The organism is Kitasatospora sp. NPDC028055 (assembly GCF_040637885.1).
GTDB lineage: Bacteria > Actinomycetota > Actinomycetes > Streptomycetales > Streptomycetaceae > Kitasatospora.
Genome location: NZ_JBEZXE010000001.1, coordinates 152,064 through 168,478, shown reverse-complemented (window position 1 = coordinate 168,478; position 16,415 = coordinate 152,064). Strand labels below are relative to the sequence as shown.

Annotated in this window: 15 protein-coding genes; 2 read left to right on the top strand and 13 right to left on the bottom strand. The window is 74.1% G+C overall.

Features of this window, described 5'->3' with window-relative positions; all coding sequences use genetic code 11:
• Positions 1-81: 81 nt before the first annotated feature.
• The gene (locus tag AB0F71_RS00785) at positions 82-1,011 is read right to left on the bottom strand and encodes a DMT family transporter (RefSeq protein WP_360226048.1); all 930 of its coding nucleotides are present in this window, start codon (positions 1,009-1,011) and stop codon (positions 82-84) included.
• Between AB0F71_RS00785 and AB0F71_RS00780 the strand changes: the two genes are divergently transcribed.
• Entirely contained in the window at positions 1,010-2,464 is a 1,455-nt protein-coding gene (locus AB0F71_RS00780) for a PLP-dependent aminotransferase family protein (protein ID WP_360226045.1), read from the top strand. The genes AB0F71_RS00785 and AB0F71_RS00780 overlap by 2 nt on opposite strands.
• A gap of 37 nt (positions 2,465-2,501) precedes the next feature.
• On the opposite strand, the gene htpX is transcribed toward AB0F71_RS00780, so the two are convergent.
• From htpX to AB0F71_RS00725, 11 genes are all read right to left on the bottom strand, one after another.
• On the bottom strand, positions 2,502-3,365 hold the full coding sequence (gene htpX / locus AB0F71_RS00775; protein ID WP_360226042.1) for a zinc metalloprotease HtpX: 864 nt from the start codon (positions 3,363-3,365) through the stop codon (positions 2,502-2,504).
• Between the two features lie 118 nt (positions 3,366-3,483).
• Complete coding sequence (locus AB0F71_RS00770; RefSeq protein ID WP_360226039.1) at positions 3,484-5,037, bottom strand: NADH-quinone oxidoreductase subunit N; 1,554 nt, start codon at positions 5,035-5,037, stop codon at positions 3,484-3,486.
• A 56-nt stretch (positions 5,038-5,093) separates the two neighbouring features.
• Entirely contained in the window at positions 5,094-6,674 is a 1,581-nt protein-coding gene (locus AB0F71_RS00765; RefSeq protein ID WP_360226036.1) for an NADH-quinone oxidoreductase subunit M, read from the bottom strand.
• A gap of 56 nt (positions 6,675-6,730) precedes the next feature.
• Positions 6,731-8,782, bottom strand: coding sequence for an NADH-quinone oxidoreductase subunit L (locus AB0F71_RS00760; RefSeq protein ID WP_360226033.1), 2,052 nt, complete (start codon positions 8,780-8,782; stop codon positions 6,731-6,733).
• Positions 8,779-9,156 carry an NADH-quinone oxidoreductase subunit NuoK gene (gene nuoK, locus AB0F71_RS00755; RefSeq protein ID WP_360226030.1) on the bottom strand — a complete coding sequence of 126 codons (378 nt, stop codon included), beginning with the start codon at positions 9,154-9,156 and terminating at the stop codon, positions 8,779-8,781. The genes AB0F71_RS00760 and nuoK overlap by 4 nt, the downstream gene beginning before the upstream one ends.
• Entirely contained in the window at positions 9,156-9,854 is a 699-nt protein-coding gene (locus AB0F71_RS00750; RefSeq protein WP_360226027.1) for an NADH-quinone oxidoreductase subunit J, read from the bottom strand. Before AB0F71_RS00750 ends, nuoK begins: the two co-directional genes overlap by 1 nt.
• Positions 9,851-10,447: an NADH-quinone oxidoreductase subunit I gene (locus AB0F71_RS00745; RefSeq protein WP_360226024.1), complete on the bottom strand. Its 597-nt coding sequence runs from the start codon at positions 10,445-10,447 to the stop codon at positions 9,851-9,853. The genes AB0F71_RS00750 and AB0F71_RS00745 overlap by 4 nt, the downstream gene beginning before the upstream one ends.
• Positions 10,444-11,397: an NADH-quinone oxidoreductase subunit NuoH gene (gene nuoH, locus AB0F71_RS00740; RefSeq protein WP_360227643.1), complete on the bottom strand. Its 954-nt coding sequence runs from the start codon at positions 11,395-11,397 to the stop codon at positions 10,444-10,446. The genes AB0F71_RS00745 and nuoH overlap by 4 nt, the downstream gene beginning before the upstream one ends.
• Positions 11,398-11,399: 2 nt before the next feature.
• Positions 11,400-12,596 carry an NADH-quinone oxidoreductase subunit C gene (locus AB0F71_RS00735; RefSeq protein ID WP_360226021.1) on the bottom strand — a complete coding sequence of 399 codons (1,197 nt, stop codon included), beginning with the start codon at positions 12,594-12,596 and terminating at the stop codon, positions 11,400-11,402.
• Positions 12,593-13,228 (bottom strand): NADH-quinone oxidoreductase subunit B family protein, encoded by a 636-nt coding sequence (locus AB0F71_RS00730; protein WP_360226018.1) that lies wholly within the window; start codon positions 13,226-13,228, stop codon positions 12,593-12,595. Before AB0F71_RS00730 ends, AB0F71_RS00735 begins: the two co-directional genes overlap by 4 nt.
• Complete coding sequence (locus AB0F71_RS00725; RefSeq protein ID WP_360226015.1) at positions 13,219-13,635, bottom strand: NADH-quinone oxidoreductase subunit A; 417 nt, start codon at positions 13,633-13,635, stop codon at positions 13,219-13,221. The genes AB0F71_RS00730 and AB0F71_RS00725 overlap by 10 nt, the downstream gene beginning before the upstream one ends.
• A gap of 336 nt (positions 13,636-13,971) precedes the next feature.
• On the opposite strand from AB0F71_RS00725, the gene AB0F71_RS00720 reads away from it, so the two are divergent.
• Positions 13,972-15,141 (top strand): sensor domain-containing protein, encoded by a 1,170-nt coding sequence (locus tag AB0F71_RS00720; protein ID WP_360227640.1) that lies wholly within the window; start codon positions 13,972-13,974, stop codon positions 15,139-15,141.
• 174 nt (positions 15,142-15,315) lie between these two features.
• Here AB0F71_RS00720 and AB0F71_RS00715 read toward each other — a convergent pair whose 3' ends face one another.
• On the bottom strand, positions 15,316-16,413 hold the full coding sequence (locus tag AB0F71_RS00715) for a trypsin-like peptidase domain-containing protein (protein ID WP_360227637.1): 1,098 nt from the start codon (positions 16,411-16,413) through the stop codon (positions 15,316-15,318).
• Between the last annotated feature and the right edge of the window lie 2 nt (positions 16,414-16,415).

Here is a 16,415-nt window from a genome sequence, read left to right as displayed (position 1 = left end):
CCCGGACCGACGGGGGCGCGGGGTCATCCTAACGAGCCGGCGGCTCCTCCGGACGGCCCTGCGCGAGGGTTCGGGCCCGCACTACGCTCGGGCCCGCTGGGTGACCGCGATGCAGCCCAGCACCACCACGGCCGTCAGCGGCGCGGCCACCGGCAGGTCCTCGCCGAGCAGCAGCACCGACCAGACCAGCGTCAGCAGCGGCTGGGCGAGCTGCAGCTGGCTGGCCCGCGGCACCCCGATGGCCGCCATCCCCCGGTACCAGAACACGAACCCGCCGAGCTGGGAGACCGCCGCGATGTACGCCAGTCCGACCAGCGCCTTCGCACCGAGCCGGACCGGCTCGGCGGAGAGCCCGTAGGCGGCGGTCAGCAGCATCACCGGCGCCGCGGCCACCACCGCCCAGGCGATCACCCGGGCGCCCGGGAGGTCCCGGGAGAGCCGCCCGCCCTCCGTGTACCCGGCCGCGCAGACCAGCACCCCGGCGAACAGGTAGAGGTCGGCGACGGTCGGCCGGCCGTGGCTCTGCAGCAGGGTGAAGCCGAGCACGGCCGCCGCCCCGGCCAGCGCCGCCGCCCAGAAGGCCCGGGACGGCCGCCGGCCGGTGCGCAGCGCCGAGGCCACCGCGGTGGCCAGCGGCAGCAGGCCGATGACCACCGCCGAGTGGGCGGTGGAGGAGGTCCGCAGGGCGAGCGTGGTGAGCAGCGGGAACCCGACCACGCAGCCGGCCGAGACCACCAGCAGGCCGGGCCACTGCCGGGCCTTTGGCAACGGGACGCCGGAGGCCAGCAGGTAGAGCCCGGCGAGCAGGCCGGCCAGGGCGCCGCGCAGCCCGGTCGAGGTCCACGGGCCGAACCCGTCGAGGGACCACACGGTGGCCGGGAAGGTGAGCGAGAAGGAGGCCACCCCGAGGGCGGCGAGGGCCGTTCCGGAGGCGGTGCCGGGGGCGGTGCCGGAGGTACCGGTCCCGGGTGCTATCGCCACGGTCCGGGTAGCGCTATCTTGTGCCGTCATGAACGAGCGTAGCAGCGTGACCGAACTCGCCGAAAGCCTCCGGCGGGAGGTCGAGCGCTACCCGGAAGGGCGAAAGCTGCCGTCCAGCCGGGCCCTGACGGAGCGCCACCAGGTCAGCCCGGTGACGGTCTCCCGCGCCATCGCGGTGCTGGTCGCCGAGGGACTGGTGGTCTCCCGGCCGGGTGCCGGGGTGTTCCGGGCGGCGGCCTTCGCCGCGGCCCCCGACTCCCCGGCGGCCCCGGCCGCCCGGCCCGGCGACCTCTCCTGGCAGGAGGTCGCGCTCAGCGCCGACTCCGGCCCGCGCGACCTGCTGGCCGCACCGGTGTTCGCCACCCTCCAGGTGCCGCCGCCGGACGTCATCGACCTCAACAGCGGCTACCCCCACTCCTCGCTGCTGCCCGAGCGGCTGCTCGCCGCCGCCCTCGCCCGGGCCGGCCGCCGCCCGGGCGCCTGGGACCGGCCGCCCACCGACGGCCTCACCGAACTGCGCGGCTGGTTCGCCCGCGACATCGGCGGCCACGCCGGGCCGATCAGCGCCGGGGACGTCCTGATCACCGCCGGCGGGCAGGGCGGCCTGACCGTGGCGATGCGCTCGCTGGCCGCGCCCGGCTCCCCGGTGCTGGTCGAGTCGCCGACCTACTCGGGCATCCTCGCGGTGGTACGGGCGGCCGGGCTGCGGCCGGTGCCCGTCCCGGTCGACGCCGACGGCGTCCGCACCGAGCTGCTGGCCGACGCCTTCGAGGCCACCCGGGCCCGGGTGTTCGTCTGCCAGCCGCTGTTCCAGAACCCCACCGGCGCGGTGCTCTCGCCCGCGCGCCGGGCCGAGGTGCTGCGGATCGCCCGGGCCGCCGGGGCGTTCGTGGTCGAGGACGACTTCGCCCGGCTGCTGGTCCACGCGGACGCCCCGGCGCTGCCGCGCCCGCTGGCCGCCGACGACCGGGACGGGGTGGTGGTGCACCTGCGCTCGCTCACCAAGGCCGCCTCCCCCAACCTGCGGGTCGGCGCCCTCACCGCGCGCGGCCCGGCGCTCGCCCGGCTGCGGGCCACCCAGGTGGTGGACAGCTTCTTCGTGCCCCGGCCGCTCCAGGAGGCGACCCTGGAGCTGGTCTCCGACCCGGGCTGGGCCCGTCACCTGCGCACCCTCGGAGCCGAACTGCGCGACCGCCGCACCGCCGCCGTGGCCGCCCTGCACCGCGAGCTGCCCGGGGTGCTCGGCGCCCACCGGCCCGGGGGCTACCACCTGTGGCTGCGGCTGCCGGACGGCACCGACGACGGCGCCCTGGTCGCCGCCGCCCGGCGCCGGGGTGTCCAGGTCACCCCCGGCCGGCCGTACCACGCCGCCGAGCCCCCGGCCCCGCACCTGCGGCTGAGCTACGCCGCCGCCGACAGCCCCGCCCAGGTCGCCGAGGGCATCCACCGCCTGCGGACGGCCTACCAGGAGTCGACCGGCTGACCGCGCCGCCCCCAGCCCCGGCCCCGCGCAGCGGCCGCTACGACCGGTACCCGGCCATCCGCTCCAGCCGCGCGATCCGCTCCGCCATCGGCGGATGCGTCGAGAACAGCCGCGCCCCCGCCTCCCCCGGCCGGAACGGGCTGGCGATCATCATGTGGCTCGCCGTCTGCAACTGGGGCTCCGGCGGGAGCGGCAGCTGGCGGGTGCCGGCGTCGAGCTTGCGCAGCGCACTGGCGAGGGCGAGCGGGTCGCCGGTGATCCGGGCGCCGTCGGCGTCGGCCTGGTACTCGCGGGAGCGGCTGACGGCCAGCTGGATCAGCCCGGCGGCGATCGGCCCGAGGATCATGATGGCGAGCATCCCGAACAGCCCGGGGCCGTCGTCGTCCTCGTTCCGGCCGAACGGGATCAGCCAGGCGAAGTTCACCAGGAACATCACCACCGAGGCCAGCGCCCCGGCGACCGACGAGATCAGGATGTCCCGGTTGTAGACGTGGCTGAGCTCGTGCCCGAGCACCCCGCGCAGCTCGCGCTCGTCCAGGATCTGCAGGATGCCCTCGGTGCAGCAGACCGCCGCGTTGCGCGGGTTGCGGCCGGTGGCGAAGGCGTTCGGGGCCGGCGTCGGGGAGATGTAGAGCCGGGGCATCGGCTGCCGGGCCGAGGTGGAGAGCTCCCGCACGATCCGGTACAGCACGGGCGCCTCGAACTCGCTGACCGGCCGGGCCCGCATGGCCCGCAGCGCGAGCTTGTCGCTGTTCCAGTAGGCGTAGGCGTTGGTCCCGAGGGCGACCAGCAGGGCGATCACGAAGCCGGTCCGGCCGAAGAATCCGCCGATCACCAGGATCAGTGCCGAGAGGCCACCGAGCAGGACGGCGGTCCTCAGTCCGTTGTGCCGGCTGTGCACGTCAGGCCCTCCAGTGGTGCGGTGGGGAAGCCCTTTCTGCCTCGTCCCTCTTGCCCGCTCAACGGGCGGGCCCCGGGACCTTGTTCCCTTGTGACCGACGCGACACCCGGTCGGCGGCTCAGAACAGCGAGCCGCCGGCCACCTGGAGGACCAGCTGCGGGGCGACCGAGAGCACCACCGCCGCCGAGGCGGTGAGCCCCAGGGTGGCGGTCAGGCTGACCGGCAGCCGCCGCTCGGCGCCGTCCGCGGTTGCGTCCGCGTCCGCAGCCGCGTCGGCCGGGGTGAACAGCCGAGCCGTCCACAGCAGGTAGTAGTACAGGGCGACGACCACGTTGACGGCCATCACCACGGCCAGCCACCCCAGCCCGGCGTCCACGGCCGCGCGGAACACCACGACCTTGCCGAACAGGCCGATCACGCCGGGCGGCAGCCCGGCCAGGCAGAGCAGGAAGAAGGCCAGCGCGAGCGCCGTCCAGCGGTTGCGGGCGAACAGGCCGCGGAAGTCGTCCACGCTGGTCCCGGCCCGGCGGCCGACGGCGGCGACCACCCCGAAGGCACCGAGGTTCACCACGCCGTAGATCAGCGCGTACGCGGCGGTCGCGCCCAGCGGATCGGCCCCGGTGGGGGCGTAGCCGGCCGCGGCGAGCGGCACCAGCAGGTACCCGGCCTGGCCGACCGAGGACCAGGCCAGCAGCCGCACCGCGCTGTACCGGGTGTCGAAGCGCTGCCGCAGCGCGCCGACGTTGCCGACCGTCATGGTGACGGCGGCCAGCACGGCGAGCACCAGGCCCCAGGTGTGGGCGTACGGGCGGAACGCGACGGTGGTGGCGAGCGCCAGCCCGGACAGGCCGGCCGCCTTGCCGACCACCGAGAGGTAGCCGGCCACCGGCAGCGGGGCGCCGGTGTAGGTGTCGGGCACCCAGAAGTGGAAGGGGACGGCGGCGACCTTGAAGGCGAAGCCGACCAGGGTCAGCACCGCCCCCGCCTCGGCCAGCGCCTTGAGCTGGGCGGGCGCGTGCTCCAGCCCCTGGGCGACGGCGCCGAGGTGCAGGCTGCCGCTGGCCGCGTAGACGAAGCCGATGCCGAGCAGCATCACGGCGGTCGCGGTGACGGAGGAGACGAAGAACTTGAGCGCGGCCTCCGCGCCCCGCCCGTCCCGGCGCAGCGCGACCAGGGCGAAGGCCGGCAGCGAGGCGACCTCCAGGGCGATCACCATGGTGGCGAGGTCGCGGGAGGCGGGCAGCAGCGCGGCGCCGGTGGCGCTGGAGAGCAGCAGGAACCAGTACTCGCCGCGGGGCAGCTTCTGGTCCTCGACGGTGTGCATCGACAGCAGCGCCGCGATCAGCGCGCCGCCGAGGGCCAGCAGCTGGAAGACCAGCGCAAAGTGGTCGGCGACGTACGAACAACCGCCGGTGTCAGTGGCCCCTGCTACGTTCCGGAGGCAGAAGGTGGCCCGGGGTGATCCCCCGGTGAGCGGAAGGAGGGCGAGCAGGGCGAGGGCGAGTCCGGCGGCGGTGAGGCGGCCGAGCCAGCGCTTGTGCCGTTCGGGCAGGAAGAGGTCGGTGACCAGCACCGCGAGGGCGGCCACGGCGGCGATCAGCGGGGGCGCGATCGCCACCCAGTCCACGGACTGGATCAGGCTGCCCGGGTGGGCTACGGCGAGGGAGGTCACAGTGTGCTGCCCCGTGGAGTGAGGTCCGAGTGCGGCGGTGTGGGCTGCGAGCACGGTCAGCCACCCCCGAGGAGGTGCTTGACGGCCGGGTCGGAGAGCCCGAGCAGGAGGGCGGGCCAGAGTCCGGCCACCAGGGTGAGCGCGGCCAGCGGCGTCCAGCTGACGGCCTCGTACGGCCGCAGGTCGGGCACCTCGGCCACCGGCGCGGGCTGCTCGGGGTCGCCCATGCAGACGCGCTTGACCACGATCAGCAGGTAGCCGGCGGTGAGCAGGGTGCCGAGGCCGGCCAGGACCATGTACGTGACGAAGGCCGGGCGGGAGAGCCCGGCGGCCGGGTCGAAGGCGCCGAACATGGCGAGCAGCTCGCCCCAGAAGCCGGCCAGGCCGGGCAGGCCGAGGCTGGCGACGGCGGCGAAGGCGAGCAGCGCGCCGATCCGGGGTGCCCGGCCGTACAGGGCCGCGCCGGTGGCCCCGGAGAGGGTGTCCAGGTCCGCCGTGCCGTAGCGGTCCTTGACCGCCCCGACCAGGAAGAACAGCAGGCCGGTGATCAGACCGTGGGCGATGTTGGCGAACAGCGCGCCGTTGACGCCCACCGGCGTGAGGGAGGCGATGCCGAGCAGTACGAAGCCCATGTGGCCGACGGAGGAGTAGGCGATCAGGCGCTTGAGGTCGCCCTTGGCCCCGGGGCGGGCGAGCGCCAGGCAGGCCAGCGAGCCGTAGACGATGCCGACGGCGGCGAAGGCGCCCAGGTAGGGGGCGAGCGTCGTGGTGCCGTCCGGCACGACCGGGAGGAGCACCCGGACCAGTCCGTAGGTGCCCATCTTGAGCAGCACGCCGGCCAGCAGCACCGAGCCGACCGTCGGGGCGGCGGTGTGGGCGTCGGGGAGCCAGCTGTGCAGCGGCCAGGCGGGGGCCTTGACCGCGAGCCCGACCATGATCGCCAGCGCGGCGACCACCTGGGTGGTGTGGCTCAGGCCGTTGCCGTGCCCGGCGGCCAGCGCCTGCATGTCGAAGGTGCCGGCCTTGCTGCCGATCAGCAGGAAGCCGAGCAGCATCACGGCCGAGCCGAGCAGCGTGTAGAGGATGAACCGGTTGGCCGCCGGGGTCCTCGCACCGCTGCCCCAGCGGGCGATCAGGAAGTACATCGGGATCAGCACGATCTCGAAGGACAGGAAGAAGAGGATCAGGTCCAGCACCGCGAAGGTGGCGAGCATGCCGACTTCGAGGAGCAGGAACAGCCCGACGAAGGCCTGCGCCGAGGGCCGGTGCTCCTCAGCGGCTCCGCCCCGGGCTTCCCCGCCCGGCAGCCGCTTCTCCGAGTACAGCGCGCAGAGGAAGGTGAGCAGCGCGGTCAGCACGATCAGCGGCAGCGAGACGCCGTCCACCCCGAGGTGGAAGCGCACGTGCAGGGCCGGGATCCAGTCCAGGTCGGTGGTGGCCTGCATCCGGGCCGGCGCGTCGTGGTCGAAGCCGGCCGCGAGGACGACGGAGAGCAGCAGCACCGCGCCGGTGAGGACGGAGTTCAGCCGCAGCGCCCGGCGGCCGGCGACGGCCTGGTCCGGGCCGAACACCGGCGCCAGGGTGAGCGCGGCGCCGAGCAGTGGCAGCACCAGGAGGGCGATGAGGACCGCGTTCATCGGGGGCTCCTCGGGGCGGCGGTGGAGAGGACGGGGATGGGGGAGAACGGCACCGGTTACACCGCCACCAGGACGGCGAGCAGGACGACCCCGGCCAGCAGGGCGCTGAGGTAGGTCTGCGCGTTGCCGGTCTGCGCGAGCCGGACGGCCCGGCCGAGCAGGTTGGCGCCGATCCCGCTGCCCTGCACGTAGCCCTCGACGACCTCGCGGTCGAGGAAGCGGACCAGCCGGGCCGCCACGACCACCGGCCGGACGAACAGCAGGTGGTAGAGCCGGTCGACGCCGAAGCCGTGCCGGGCCGGACCGAACAGCGGGCCGAGCAGGGTGCGCCCGGGGTCGGCGACGACCACCTCGGCGGCCGGGGCTCCGGCCTGCTCGGGCACCCTCCCGGCGGCGGCCGGGGCGGGCCGGCCGGTGGTCAGCCGTGCGGTGGCCGAGCGCCAGGCGCCGTACGTGGCGAGCACACCGACCACGGCGAGCCCGGTGCCGGTCACGGCGGTGACGCCGGTGGGGCGCAGCGAGCCGCCGTCCAGCAGCGCGGGCAGCCAGTCCGAGCGCAGCCCGGCGACGCCGAAGGCGATGGTCGGGACGGCCAGCACCCACAGCGGCCAGCGCATCGCGGGCGGCTCGGCGGTGGTCGGGTCGGCCTCGTCCGGCTCGGGCGAGTACGGCGCGTCGGCCTCGTGCTCGGCCGGAGCGGCCTGGGCCGCCTGGGCGGCCCGAGCGGGCGCGGCCGCGCCCACCGGGCTGTGGAAGGCGACCAGGAACAGCCTGGCCGCGTAGGCACCGGTGAGCAGCGCGGTGAGCGCGGCCGAGATCAGCACGATCCAGCCGGCCGCCTGCGGCACCGCCGAGGCCGGGCCGAGGCCGTTGGTCAGCGCCTCGCCGTTGGCGGCGTGCTCGGCCGCGGTGAGCACCGCTTCCTTGCTGAAGAAGCCGGAGAACGGCGGCAGCCCGGCCAGCGCGAACAGCGCGATGCCCATCGTCCAGTGGGCGTCCGGGACGGTCCTGCGCAGGCCCGGGATCCGGGACATCGCGGAGATCGAGTTGGTGTGCGCGGCGTGGATCACCACACCGGCGGCCAGGAACAGCAGCGCCTTGAACGCGCCGTGGCTGACCAGGTGGAACACCGAGGCCTCGCGGTCACCGCTGGCCAGCGCGCCGGCCATGTAGCCCAGCTGGCCGACGGTGGAGTAGGCCAGCACCCGCTTGAGGTCGTCCTGGGCCAGCGCGCAGAGCGCCGAGCCGATCATCGTCACGGCGGCCATCACCGCGAGCACCACCAGTGCCGCCCCCGACTGGAGGAACACCGGCAGCAGCCGGGCCACCAGGTAGATGCCGGCCGCGACCATGGTGGCGGCGTGGATCAGGGCGGAGACCGGCGTCGGACCGGCCATCGCGTCCGGGAGCCAGGTGTGCAGCGGGAACTGGGCGCTCTTGCCGGCCACGCCGGCGAGCAGCAGCAGCGCGACCAGCGTCGGGTGGCCCAGCCGGCCCTCGGTCGCGGCCGACAGCACGTCGGTGATCCGGAAGCTGCCGGCGTCCGCGCCGAGCAGGAAGATCCCGAACAGGAACGGCACGTCACCGAGCTTGGTGACCAGGAAGGCCTTGAGCGAGGCCGACCGGGCGTCGGCGCTCTCCCAGTGGTGGCCGATCAGGAAGTACGAGCAGACGCCCATGACCTCCCAGCCGACCAGCAGCACGACGAGGTCGCCCGAGTAGACCACCAGGAACATCGCCGCGGTGAACAGCGAGACCAGCGCCGCGTACGAGGGGTAGCGCCGGTCCTCCTTGAGGTACGCGGTCGAGTAGACCTGGACGCAGGTGGCGACCAGGCCGACCAGCACCGAGATCAGCGAGGTGAAGCCGTCCAGGTGGACGGAGAGCGCGATGTCCGGGCCGCCGGTCGGGGTGAGCCGGGTGGCGGCGTCCAGGGTCCGGCCGGTGCCGAGCTGGAGGGCGACCACCAGGGCGAGCACGGCCGAGACGGCGACCGGGACGACCGCCAGCGGCCGGGCCAGCCCGGGCGCCTTCTTGCCGACGGCCAGGGTCGCGGCGGCGCCGAGCGCGGGCAGCGCGGGGACGAGGACGGGCAGGGCGAGGTTCATGCGGTGGCCCGGCCCTTCAGTGCCTCGGCTGCGACCGGCTCGTCCTCGGCCGGGGTGTGCGGCTCGGCCGGGTCGCCGAGCGCGGTGGCCCGGTCGATGTCCGCGGTGCCCCGGGCCCGGAACAGCAGCAGGACGATGGCGAGCCCCAGCCCGATCTCGGCGGCGGCGATGGTGATGGTGAACAGGGTGAGCGCCTGCCCGGCGTGCAGCGAGTCGCGCAGCCAGGCGTCGAAGGCGACCAGGTCGAGGTTGACGGCGTTGAGCATCAGCTCGACGGACATCAGTACCAGGACGGCGTTGCGCCGGGCGAGCACGCCGTACACGCCGACGCTGAACAGCAGCGCGGCGAGGACGACGGGGTAGACGAGGTGCATCAGCTCTCCTCCGACGCGGACGACGCGGACGACGCGGGCGCGGAGGGCTTGGGCGTGGTCGCGGCCACCGTCCCGTTCGACCCGACCGGCCGTCCGGCCCGCAGCTTGCCCGCCCGGGGCGTCGGCACCCGGCGCCCGGACCCGCGCGACAGCACGATCGCGCCGACCAGCGCCGCCAGCAGCAGCACGGACAGCGCCTCGAAGGGCAGCACCCAGTTGCGGAACAGGCTGGCGCCGGTCACGGAGGCCGAACCGCCGCCCGCGCCGAGGTCGATCCAGGAGGTCCGGAAGGCGTCGACCACCAGGGTCACCAGGGTCCCGGCCGCGGCCAGCGCCACCACCAGGGCGACCCAGCGGTTCTTGGAGTCGGCGTCCGGCGAGCGCCCGATCGGCGCCTTGGTGAGCATCAGCCCGAACAGCACCAGGACGACCACCGAGCCCAGGTAGATCAGCACCTGCACCCAGGCGATGAACTCGGCCGTGAGCAGCAGGAACTCCACCGCCAGCCCGCCGAGCGCGACCACCAGCCAGAGCGCGGCGTGCACCAGCTGCTTGGTGGTCACCGAGACCACCGCCGAGCCGAGCACCGCGATGCCGACCAGCAGGAAGACGACCTCCTGCCCGGTCGGGGACAGGAACGAACGGGCGGCCGGCTCCAGGGAACCGGTCGCCGCGAGAAGCGTGGCAGCGGCGTTCACGCGTCGTCACCCTTCTCCTCGGCGGCCTCGACGGCCTCAGCGGCCTCGACGGCGGCGGCAGCCTCGGCCGCCGCGGCGGCGGCGAGCTTGTCCGCCGCCTTGCGCGCGGTGGCGATCTCCTTGGGCTCCTCGGCCGCCGGGTCCAGCGCCGGCGGCGCCGGGACGGTCCACATCCACTCCCGGAGCTTCTCCCGCTCGTGGGTCAGCTCGTGGATGTCGGTCTCCGCGTACTCGAACTCCGGCGACCAGAACAGGGCGTCGAAGGGGCACACCTCGATGCAGATCCCGCAGTACATGCAGAGCGAGAAGTCGATGGCGAAGCGGTCCAGCACGTTGCGGGTACGGGCCCGGGCGTTCGGCTCGGCGGCCGGCAGCGTCTCCTTGTGGGAGTCGATGTAGATGCACCAGTCCGGGCACTCGCGCGCGCAGAGCATGCACACCGTGCAGTTCTCCTCCAGCAGCGCGATGACGCCGCGCGAACGCGGCGGCAGCACCGGCTGGACGTCGGGGTACTGCGCGGTGACGGTCTTCTTCGTCATCGTCCGCAGCGTCACGGCCAGGCCCTTGGCGAGACCGGCACCGGGAAAACTCATGCGATCGCCACCTTGATGATGCCGGTGAGGGCCAGCTGGACGAGCGCGAGCGGGATCAGCACGATCCAGGCGAAGCGCATCAGCTGGTCCTCGCGCAGACGCGGGTAGGTGACCCGCAGCCAGATGACCAGGAAGGCCAGCGCGAAGGTCTTGAGGAGCATCCAGAGCCAGCCGAGCTGGTCCGCCATCGGCCCGTGCCACCCGCCGAGGAACAGCACCGCCGTCAGCGCCGACACCACCAGGATGCCCGCGTACTCGGACAGCAGGAACAGCGCGAAGCGCAGCCCGGTGTACTCGGTGTAGGCGCCGAAGATGATCTCCGAGTCGGCGACCGGCATGTCGAACGGCGGCCGCTGGAGCTCGGCCAGGCCGGCCGTGAAGAACACGAAGGCGCCGATGAGCTGCCAGGGCAGCCAGTACCACTGCCAGGCGTCCAGGATGCCGGGCAGCGACAGGGTGCCGGCGGCCATCGCCACCGAGGCCGCCGCGAGCACCATCGGCAGCTCGTAGGACATCAGCTGGGCGGCCGTGCGCAGGCCGCCGAGCAGCGAGAACTTGTTCGCCGAGGCCCAGCCGGCCATCAGCTTGCCGATCACGCCGACGCCCATCACGGCCAGCACGAAGAACAGCCCGGCGTCGACCGCCTGGCCGACGAAGCCGTTCGGACCGACCGGGATCGCCAGCAGCACGAACAGGTACGGCAGCAGCGAGACGGCGGGCGCCAGCTGGAAGACCCGGCGGTCCGCGCCGGCCGGGACGATGTCCTCCTTCTGGGCGAACTTCACCCCGTCCGCGACGAGCTGGGCCCAGCCGTGGAAGCCGCCCGCGTACATCGGGCCGAGCCGGCCCTGCATGTGCGCCATCACCTTGTGCTCGGTCTGGCCGATGAGCAGCGGGAAGACCAGGAAGACGACCAGGGTGGCGACGCAGCGGAGCACCGTGTCGAGCAGGTTCACGCGCCGTCTCCGTCCTGGTCGGCCGCTCCGGCCGGGTTCTCGTCCTTCGCCCCACCGGGCTCCTGCCCGCCGGCCTCGCCCGACGGCTTCTCCTCGTGGGCGGGCACCGGGTTGTGCCAGGGCGCGTCGGAGGACCGTGGCCGGGCCGGAGCCGGAGCCGGAGCCGGGGCCGGGGTCTGGGGCTCGGCCGCCGGCTCGGCGGCGGCGTCGGCCGCCTGGCTGACCGAACCGTCGGACACCGACCGGGTCCGCCGCGGCCGGTCGGCCCGCACCGGCGGAGCGCCCTCGGCAGCGGCAGGAGCAGCGGGCACGTCCGAAACAGCAGGCGCGCCCGGAGCAGCAGGCACGTCCGAAACAGCAGGCACGCCCGGAGCAGCCGAGGTCCCCGGCGCCGCCGCGGCCTCGCCGCCCGCCTGGCTCGCCGAGCCCTCGGAGACGGACCTGGTCCGCCGCGGCCGGTCCGCCCGCACCGCCGGAGCGCCCTCGGCGCCGGGTGCGCCGGCCCCGGCCCCGGCCGCCGCCGCGCCCGCCCGCGGGGTGCGCGCCGCCGCACCGGCCGCCCGCGCACCACGCGCGGGCCGCTCGGCGACCGGCGGCAGGGTGCCCTTGAGCGGCCCCCACTCGTTCGGGTCCGGCACACCGGCCGGCTGCATCTTGCGCCGGGCCGGGCCGCCGCCGTGGTCCGACTCGCCCGGCTCCTTGGCACCCGGCCAGTCCTTGGCGACCCGCGCCGCGAGCACGAACTCCTTGCGCAGCGGGTGCCCCTCGAAGCCGTCCGGCAGCAGCAGGGTGGCCAGGTGGGGGTGCCCGGGGAAGTCGATGCCGAACATCTCGTGGGTCTCGCGCTCGTGCCAGGCGGCCCCGGCGTACACCGCGACGGCGCTCGGCAGTGCGGCGCCGTCCCGCGGCACCCGGGTGCGCAGCGCGAGGTGCCGCACGCCCGGCGCCTCGACGGCGGCCAGGTGGGCGACCACGGAGAAGCCCTCGGCGAGCTCGTCGACGGCGCTAAGCCAGTCGAAGAAGCCCAGGCCCAGCACGTCCCGGGCGGTGGTGAGCGCCTCGATCCAGCGCTCGGCCGGCACATCGACGGTGATCAGCCCGTACGCCTCGGCGCCGGTCGCCCACTCCCCGACCGACGCCGCGTACTGCTCCGCCGTGAGCGTCTCGACAGGTCGCTCGCCGCGCTCGCTCACGACACTCCTCCATCGGTCGGGGGCCCCGCCACCAGCGGTCGGCGCAGCACCGCGGCGGGCGCGGTGTAGCGGCCGGGCAGGGACTCGGCGGCGATCTTCTCCTGGAGCTTGAGGATGCCCTGGAGCAGCGCCTCCGGCCGCGGCGGGCAGCCGGGCACGTAGACGTCGACCGGGATGATCTGGTCCACGCCCTTGGTGACCGAGTAGGAGTCCCAGTACGGGCCGCCGGAGTTGGAGCAGGCGCCGAAGGAGATGACGTACTTCGGCTCGGGCATCTGCTCGTAGAGCCGCTTGACGGCGGGCGCCATCTTGTCGGTGACCGTCCCGGAGACGATCATCAGGTCCGCCTGCCGGGGGCCGGGCGCGAACGGGATCACACCCATCCGGATGAAGTCGTGCTTGGCCATGGACGCGGCGATGAACTCGATCGCGCAGCAGGCCAGGCCGAAGTTGAAGCACCACAGGCTGTAGCGGCGGCCCCAGTTGAGCACGACCTTGACCGGGTCCGGCGCGAGCCGGGCCAGCGGGCCGATGCTCCGGCGCTCGACGGCGCCGGGGCGGGCCGGGTCGGGCAGTCCGAGCGGGACGGGACCGCCCTGGCCACCGTGCGAGTGGGTGTGCGTCACGTCCATTCCAGAACGCCCTTCTTCCAGGCGTAGAGCAGTCCGACCGCGAGGAAGCCGATGAAGAGGAACATCTCGATCAGCGTTCCGGCGCCGTACCCGGCGGTCGCGAAGACGGTCGCCCACGGGAACAGGTAGATCGCGTCGACCGCGAAGATCACGTAGAGGAAGGCGTACACGTAGTAGCGGATCTGGGTGTGCGCCCAGTCCTCGCCCACCGGGTCCACCCCGCACTCGTAGGCGAGGAGCTTCTCGGGGGAGTACACCACCGGCCGGAGCAGCCGGTTGGCGGTGAACGCCACGGTCACGAAGAGCACCCCGATGACGGCCAGCAGGCCCATCGCGGCGTACGCGTCGAAGTAGCCGCCGCCGACCGCCGGGTCGGCCGCGACGGCAGCCACCTGCTGCCCCTCCATGCCTTCGCCTCCACCTCGGCCGCGAACCCGCCCTCAAGACAGTTCTACGACTTTTCCTCACACGGTCTTAACCATGGCCAATGCGTGAGTCTAAGGGGAGGGCTCCACTCCCCCCGAAACCTGCCCGCTCCGCAAGACGTCCGGTGGACAACCCGGTGAACGCCCGGGGGCCCGCCGGGGTGGGGATAACCCCCGCCCGGGAAGATGTATCACCCCCATGGCACACCCCCTCCCCCGTTAGGGATGCTGGGGGCCGCCAGCTCGAACGAGGGGACGGATGATCCGATGAAGTCGCTGAACCGCGCCGTGGACGCCATCAAGGAGCAGGACGCTCGGATGGAGCGTCCGCCGCTGTACGGCGCGCGGATGTGGCGCCAGGTCGGACACCTGATGCTCAACCTCCCGCTGGGCATCGCCGGCTTCGTGCTCTCGGTGACCGCGCTGTCGGTCGGCCTGGGCCTGTCGGTGACGGTGATCGGCCTGCCGGTGCTGGCCGCAGGTCTGGCCGGATCCCGTGCCCTGGGCGCCCTGGGCCGCAGCCGGGCCCGCTCGGCGTACGGTTCCGCGATCGACGATCCGCAGCCGGTGAAGCAGCGCCGCCCGGGCGTGGTCGGCTACACCATCGCCCACCTCACCGACCTGCTGAACTGGCGCTCGGCGCTCTACAACGTGCTGATGCTGCCCTGGGGCATCCTGAGCTTCACCCTGACCCTGGTCTCGGTGGTCACACTGTGGCCGGTGCTGCCCTTCATGGTGCGTGCGATGGCCGCGGTCGACCGGATCCTGATCGAGTCACTGCTCTTCCCCGGCGCGCTGGCCGAGCGGGTGCGCGAGCTGGAGGACGACCGCGGCACCGTGGTCGAGACCGCCGCCGCCGACCTGCGCCGGATCGAGCGCGACCTGCACGACGGCGCCCAGGCCCGGCTGGTCGCGCTGGCGATGGACCTCGGCATGGCCAAGGAGCGGCTGCGGGAGGTGGAGACCCAGGAGGACATGGCGGTCGCCACCCGGATGGTCGACAACGCGCACGGCGAGGTGAAGCTGGCCCTCCAGGAGCTGCGCGACCTGGCCCGCGGCATCCACCCGGCGGTGCTCACCGACCGCGGCCTGGACGCGGCGCTGTCCGCGGTGTCGGCCCGCTGCACCGTCCCGGGCGGGGTGAAGGTGAACGTCGACCTGGCCGGGCCGGACGGCGAGCCCGAGCGCCCGGACTCGGCGGTCGAGGGCATCGCGTACTTCACCGTCAGCGAGCTGCTGACCAACGTCTCCAAGCACGCCGGCGCCACCACCGCCTCGGTGGACGTCTGGCGCTCGGACGACCAGCTGATGGTGCTGGTCCAGGACGACGGCCGGGGCGGGGCGGCCCCCTACCCGGGCAGCGGCCTGGCCGGGCTGGCCGAGCGGATCCGGGCGGTGGACGGGGTGTTCCTGGTGGAGAGCCCGGAGGGCGGCCCGACCACCGTCACCGTCGAGCTGCCCTGGCGCACCCGCACCGCCCGCCGCTAGGAGCCGGTCCGGGAACGCGAAGGCGCCCGGACCGCGAACGGGCCCGGAACGCGAAGGGGCGCCGGGACCCGTCGAGGCAGTGGACGGGTCCCGGCGCCGGTCCGGTGCGGCGGCCGCCCCGCGGAACCCTTGCGCGGTGTACGGGCCGGCCGGCGTACCGGGGTCGGGGGGCGGCTAGGAGCTGCTCTCCAGCGTGCCGAGGGTGACGTCGGCGGTCGCGTTGTTGCCGTCCCTGGTGTAGCTGACGGTGACCTTGGTGCCCGGGGTGAGCGAGGCGAGCGCGGTGGTGAGCGCGTTCAGCGAGTCGACCGGGGTGTCGCCGATCCTGGTGATGACGTCGCCTGCCTGGAGCCCCGCCGAGGCGGCCGGGCCGCCCTGGCTGACCGCCACGATGACCGCGCCGGCCGGCTGGAACTGCTGGTTGAAGCTGGTCCGGGCGGTGATGCCGAGCGCGGCCCGCCCGGAGTTGGTGACCTTGCCCTGCTTGATCAGCTGGTCGGTGATGTTGGTGATGGTGGACGCCGGGATGGCGAAGCCGATGCCGGGGGCCGCCGCGCCGTTGCTCTGCGGCTCGGTCGCGGCGAGGGTGTTGATGCCGATCACCTTGCTGTCCAGGTTGACCAGCGCGCCGCCGCTGTTGCCCGGGTTGATCGCGGCCGAGGTCTGCACCATGTTGCCGATGGTGGCGCCCGGCGAACCGCCGCCGCGGGGCTCGGAGACGGTCCGCCCGGTGGCCGAGACGATGCCCTGGGTGACACTGCTGGAGAGCCCGAGCGGGCTGCCCATGGCCAGGGTGATCTGGCCGAGCTGAACCTTGCTCGAATCGCCGAAGGCAGCCGGCTTGAGGCCACCGGGCGGGTTGCTGAGCTTGATCACCGCGAGGTCGGCGTCCGGGTAGCTGGCGACCAGGGCGGCGTCCAGCGCCTTGGTGGAGTTGGCCAGCGTGACGGTGAAGGTGGTCGCCGAACCGACCACGTGGGCGTTGGTGACGATGTCGCCCTTGTCGTCGTAGACGATCCCGGAGCCGAGGCTGTCGCCGGTGGTGATCTGGACCACCGAGGGCAGCACGTCGGCGATCACCTTCTGGTACGCGTCCTGCAGCTGGTTGGCGCCGCCCGGCTGGGCGGCGGGCGCGGCGGAGGCCTGCTTGCTCGCGCCGGCGGAGGAGGCGGTCGAGGACGAGGTGGCCTTGGAGGAGGAGGACGAGCTGCTGCACCCGGCCAGCGCCAGGGCGAGCGCCGTGACGACCACGACCCCGCCGGGCACGAGCAGCC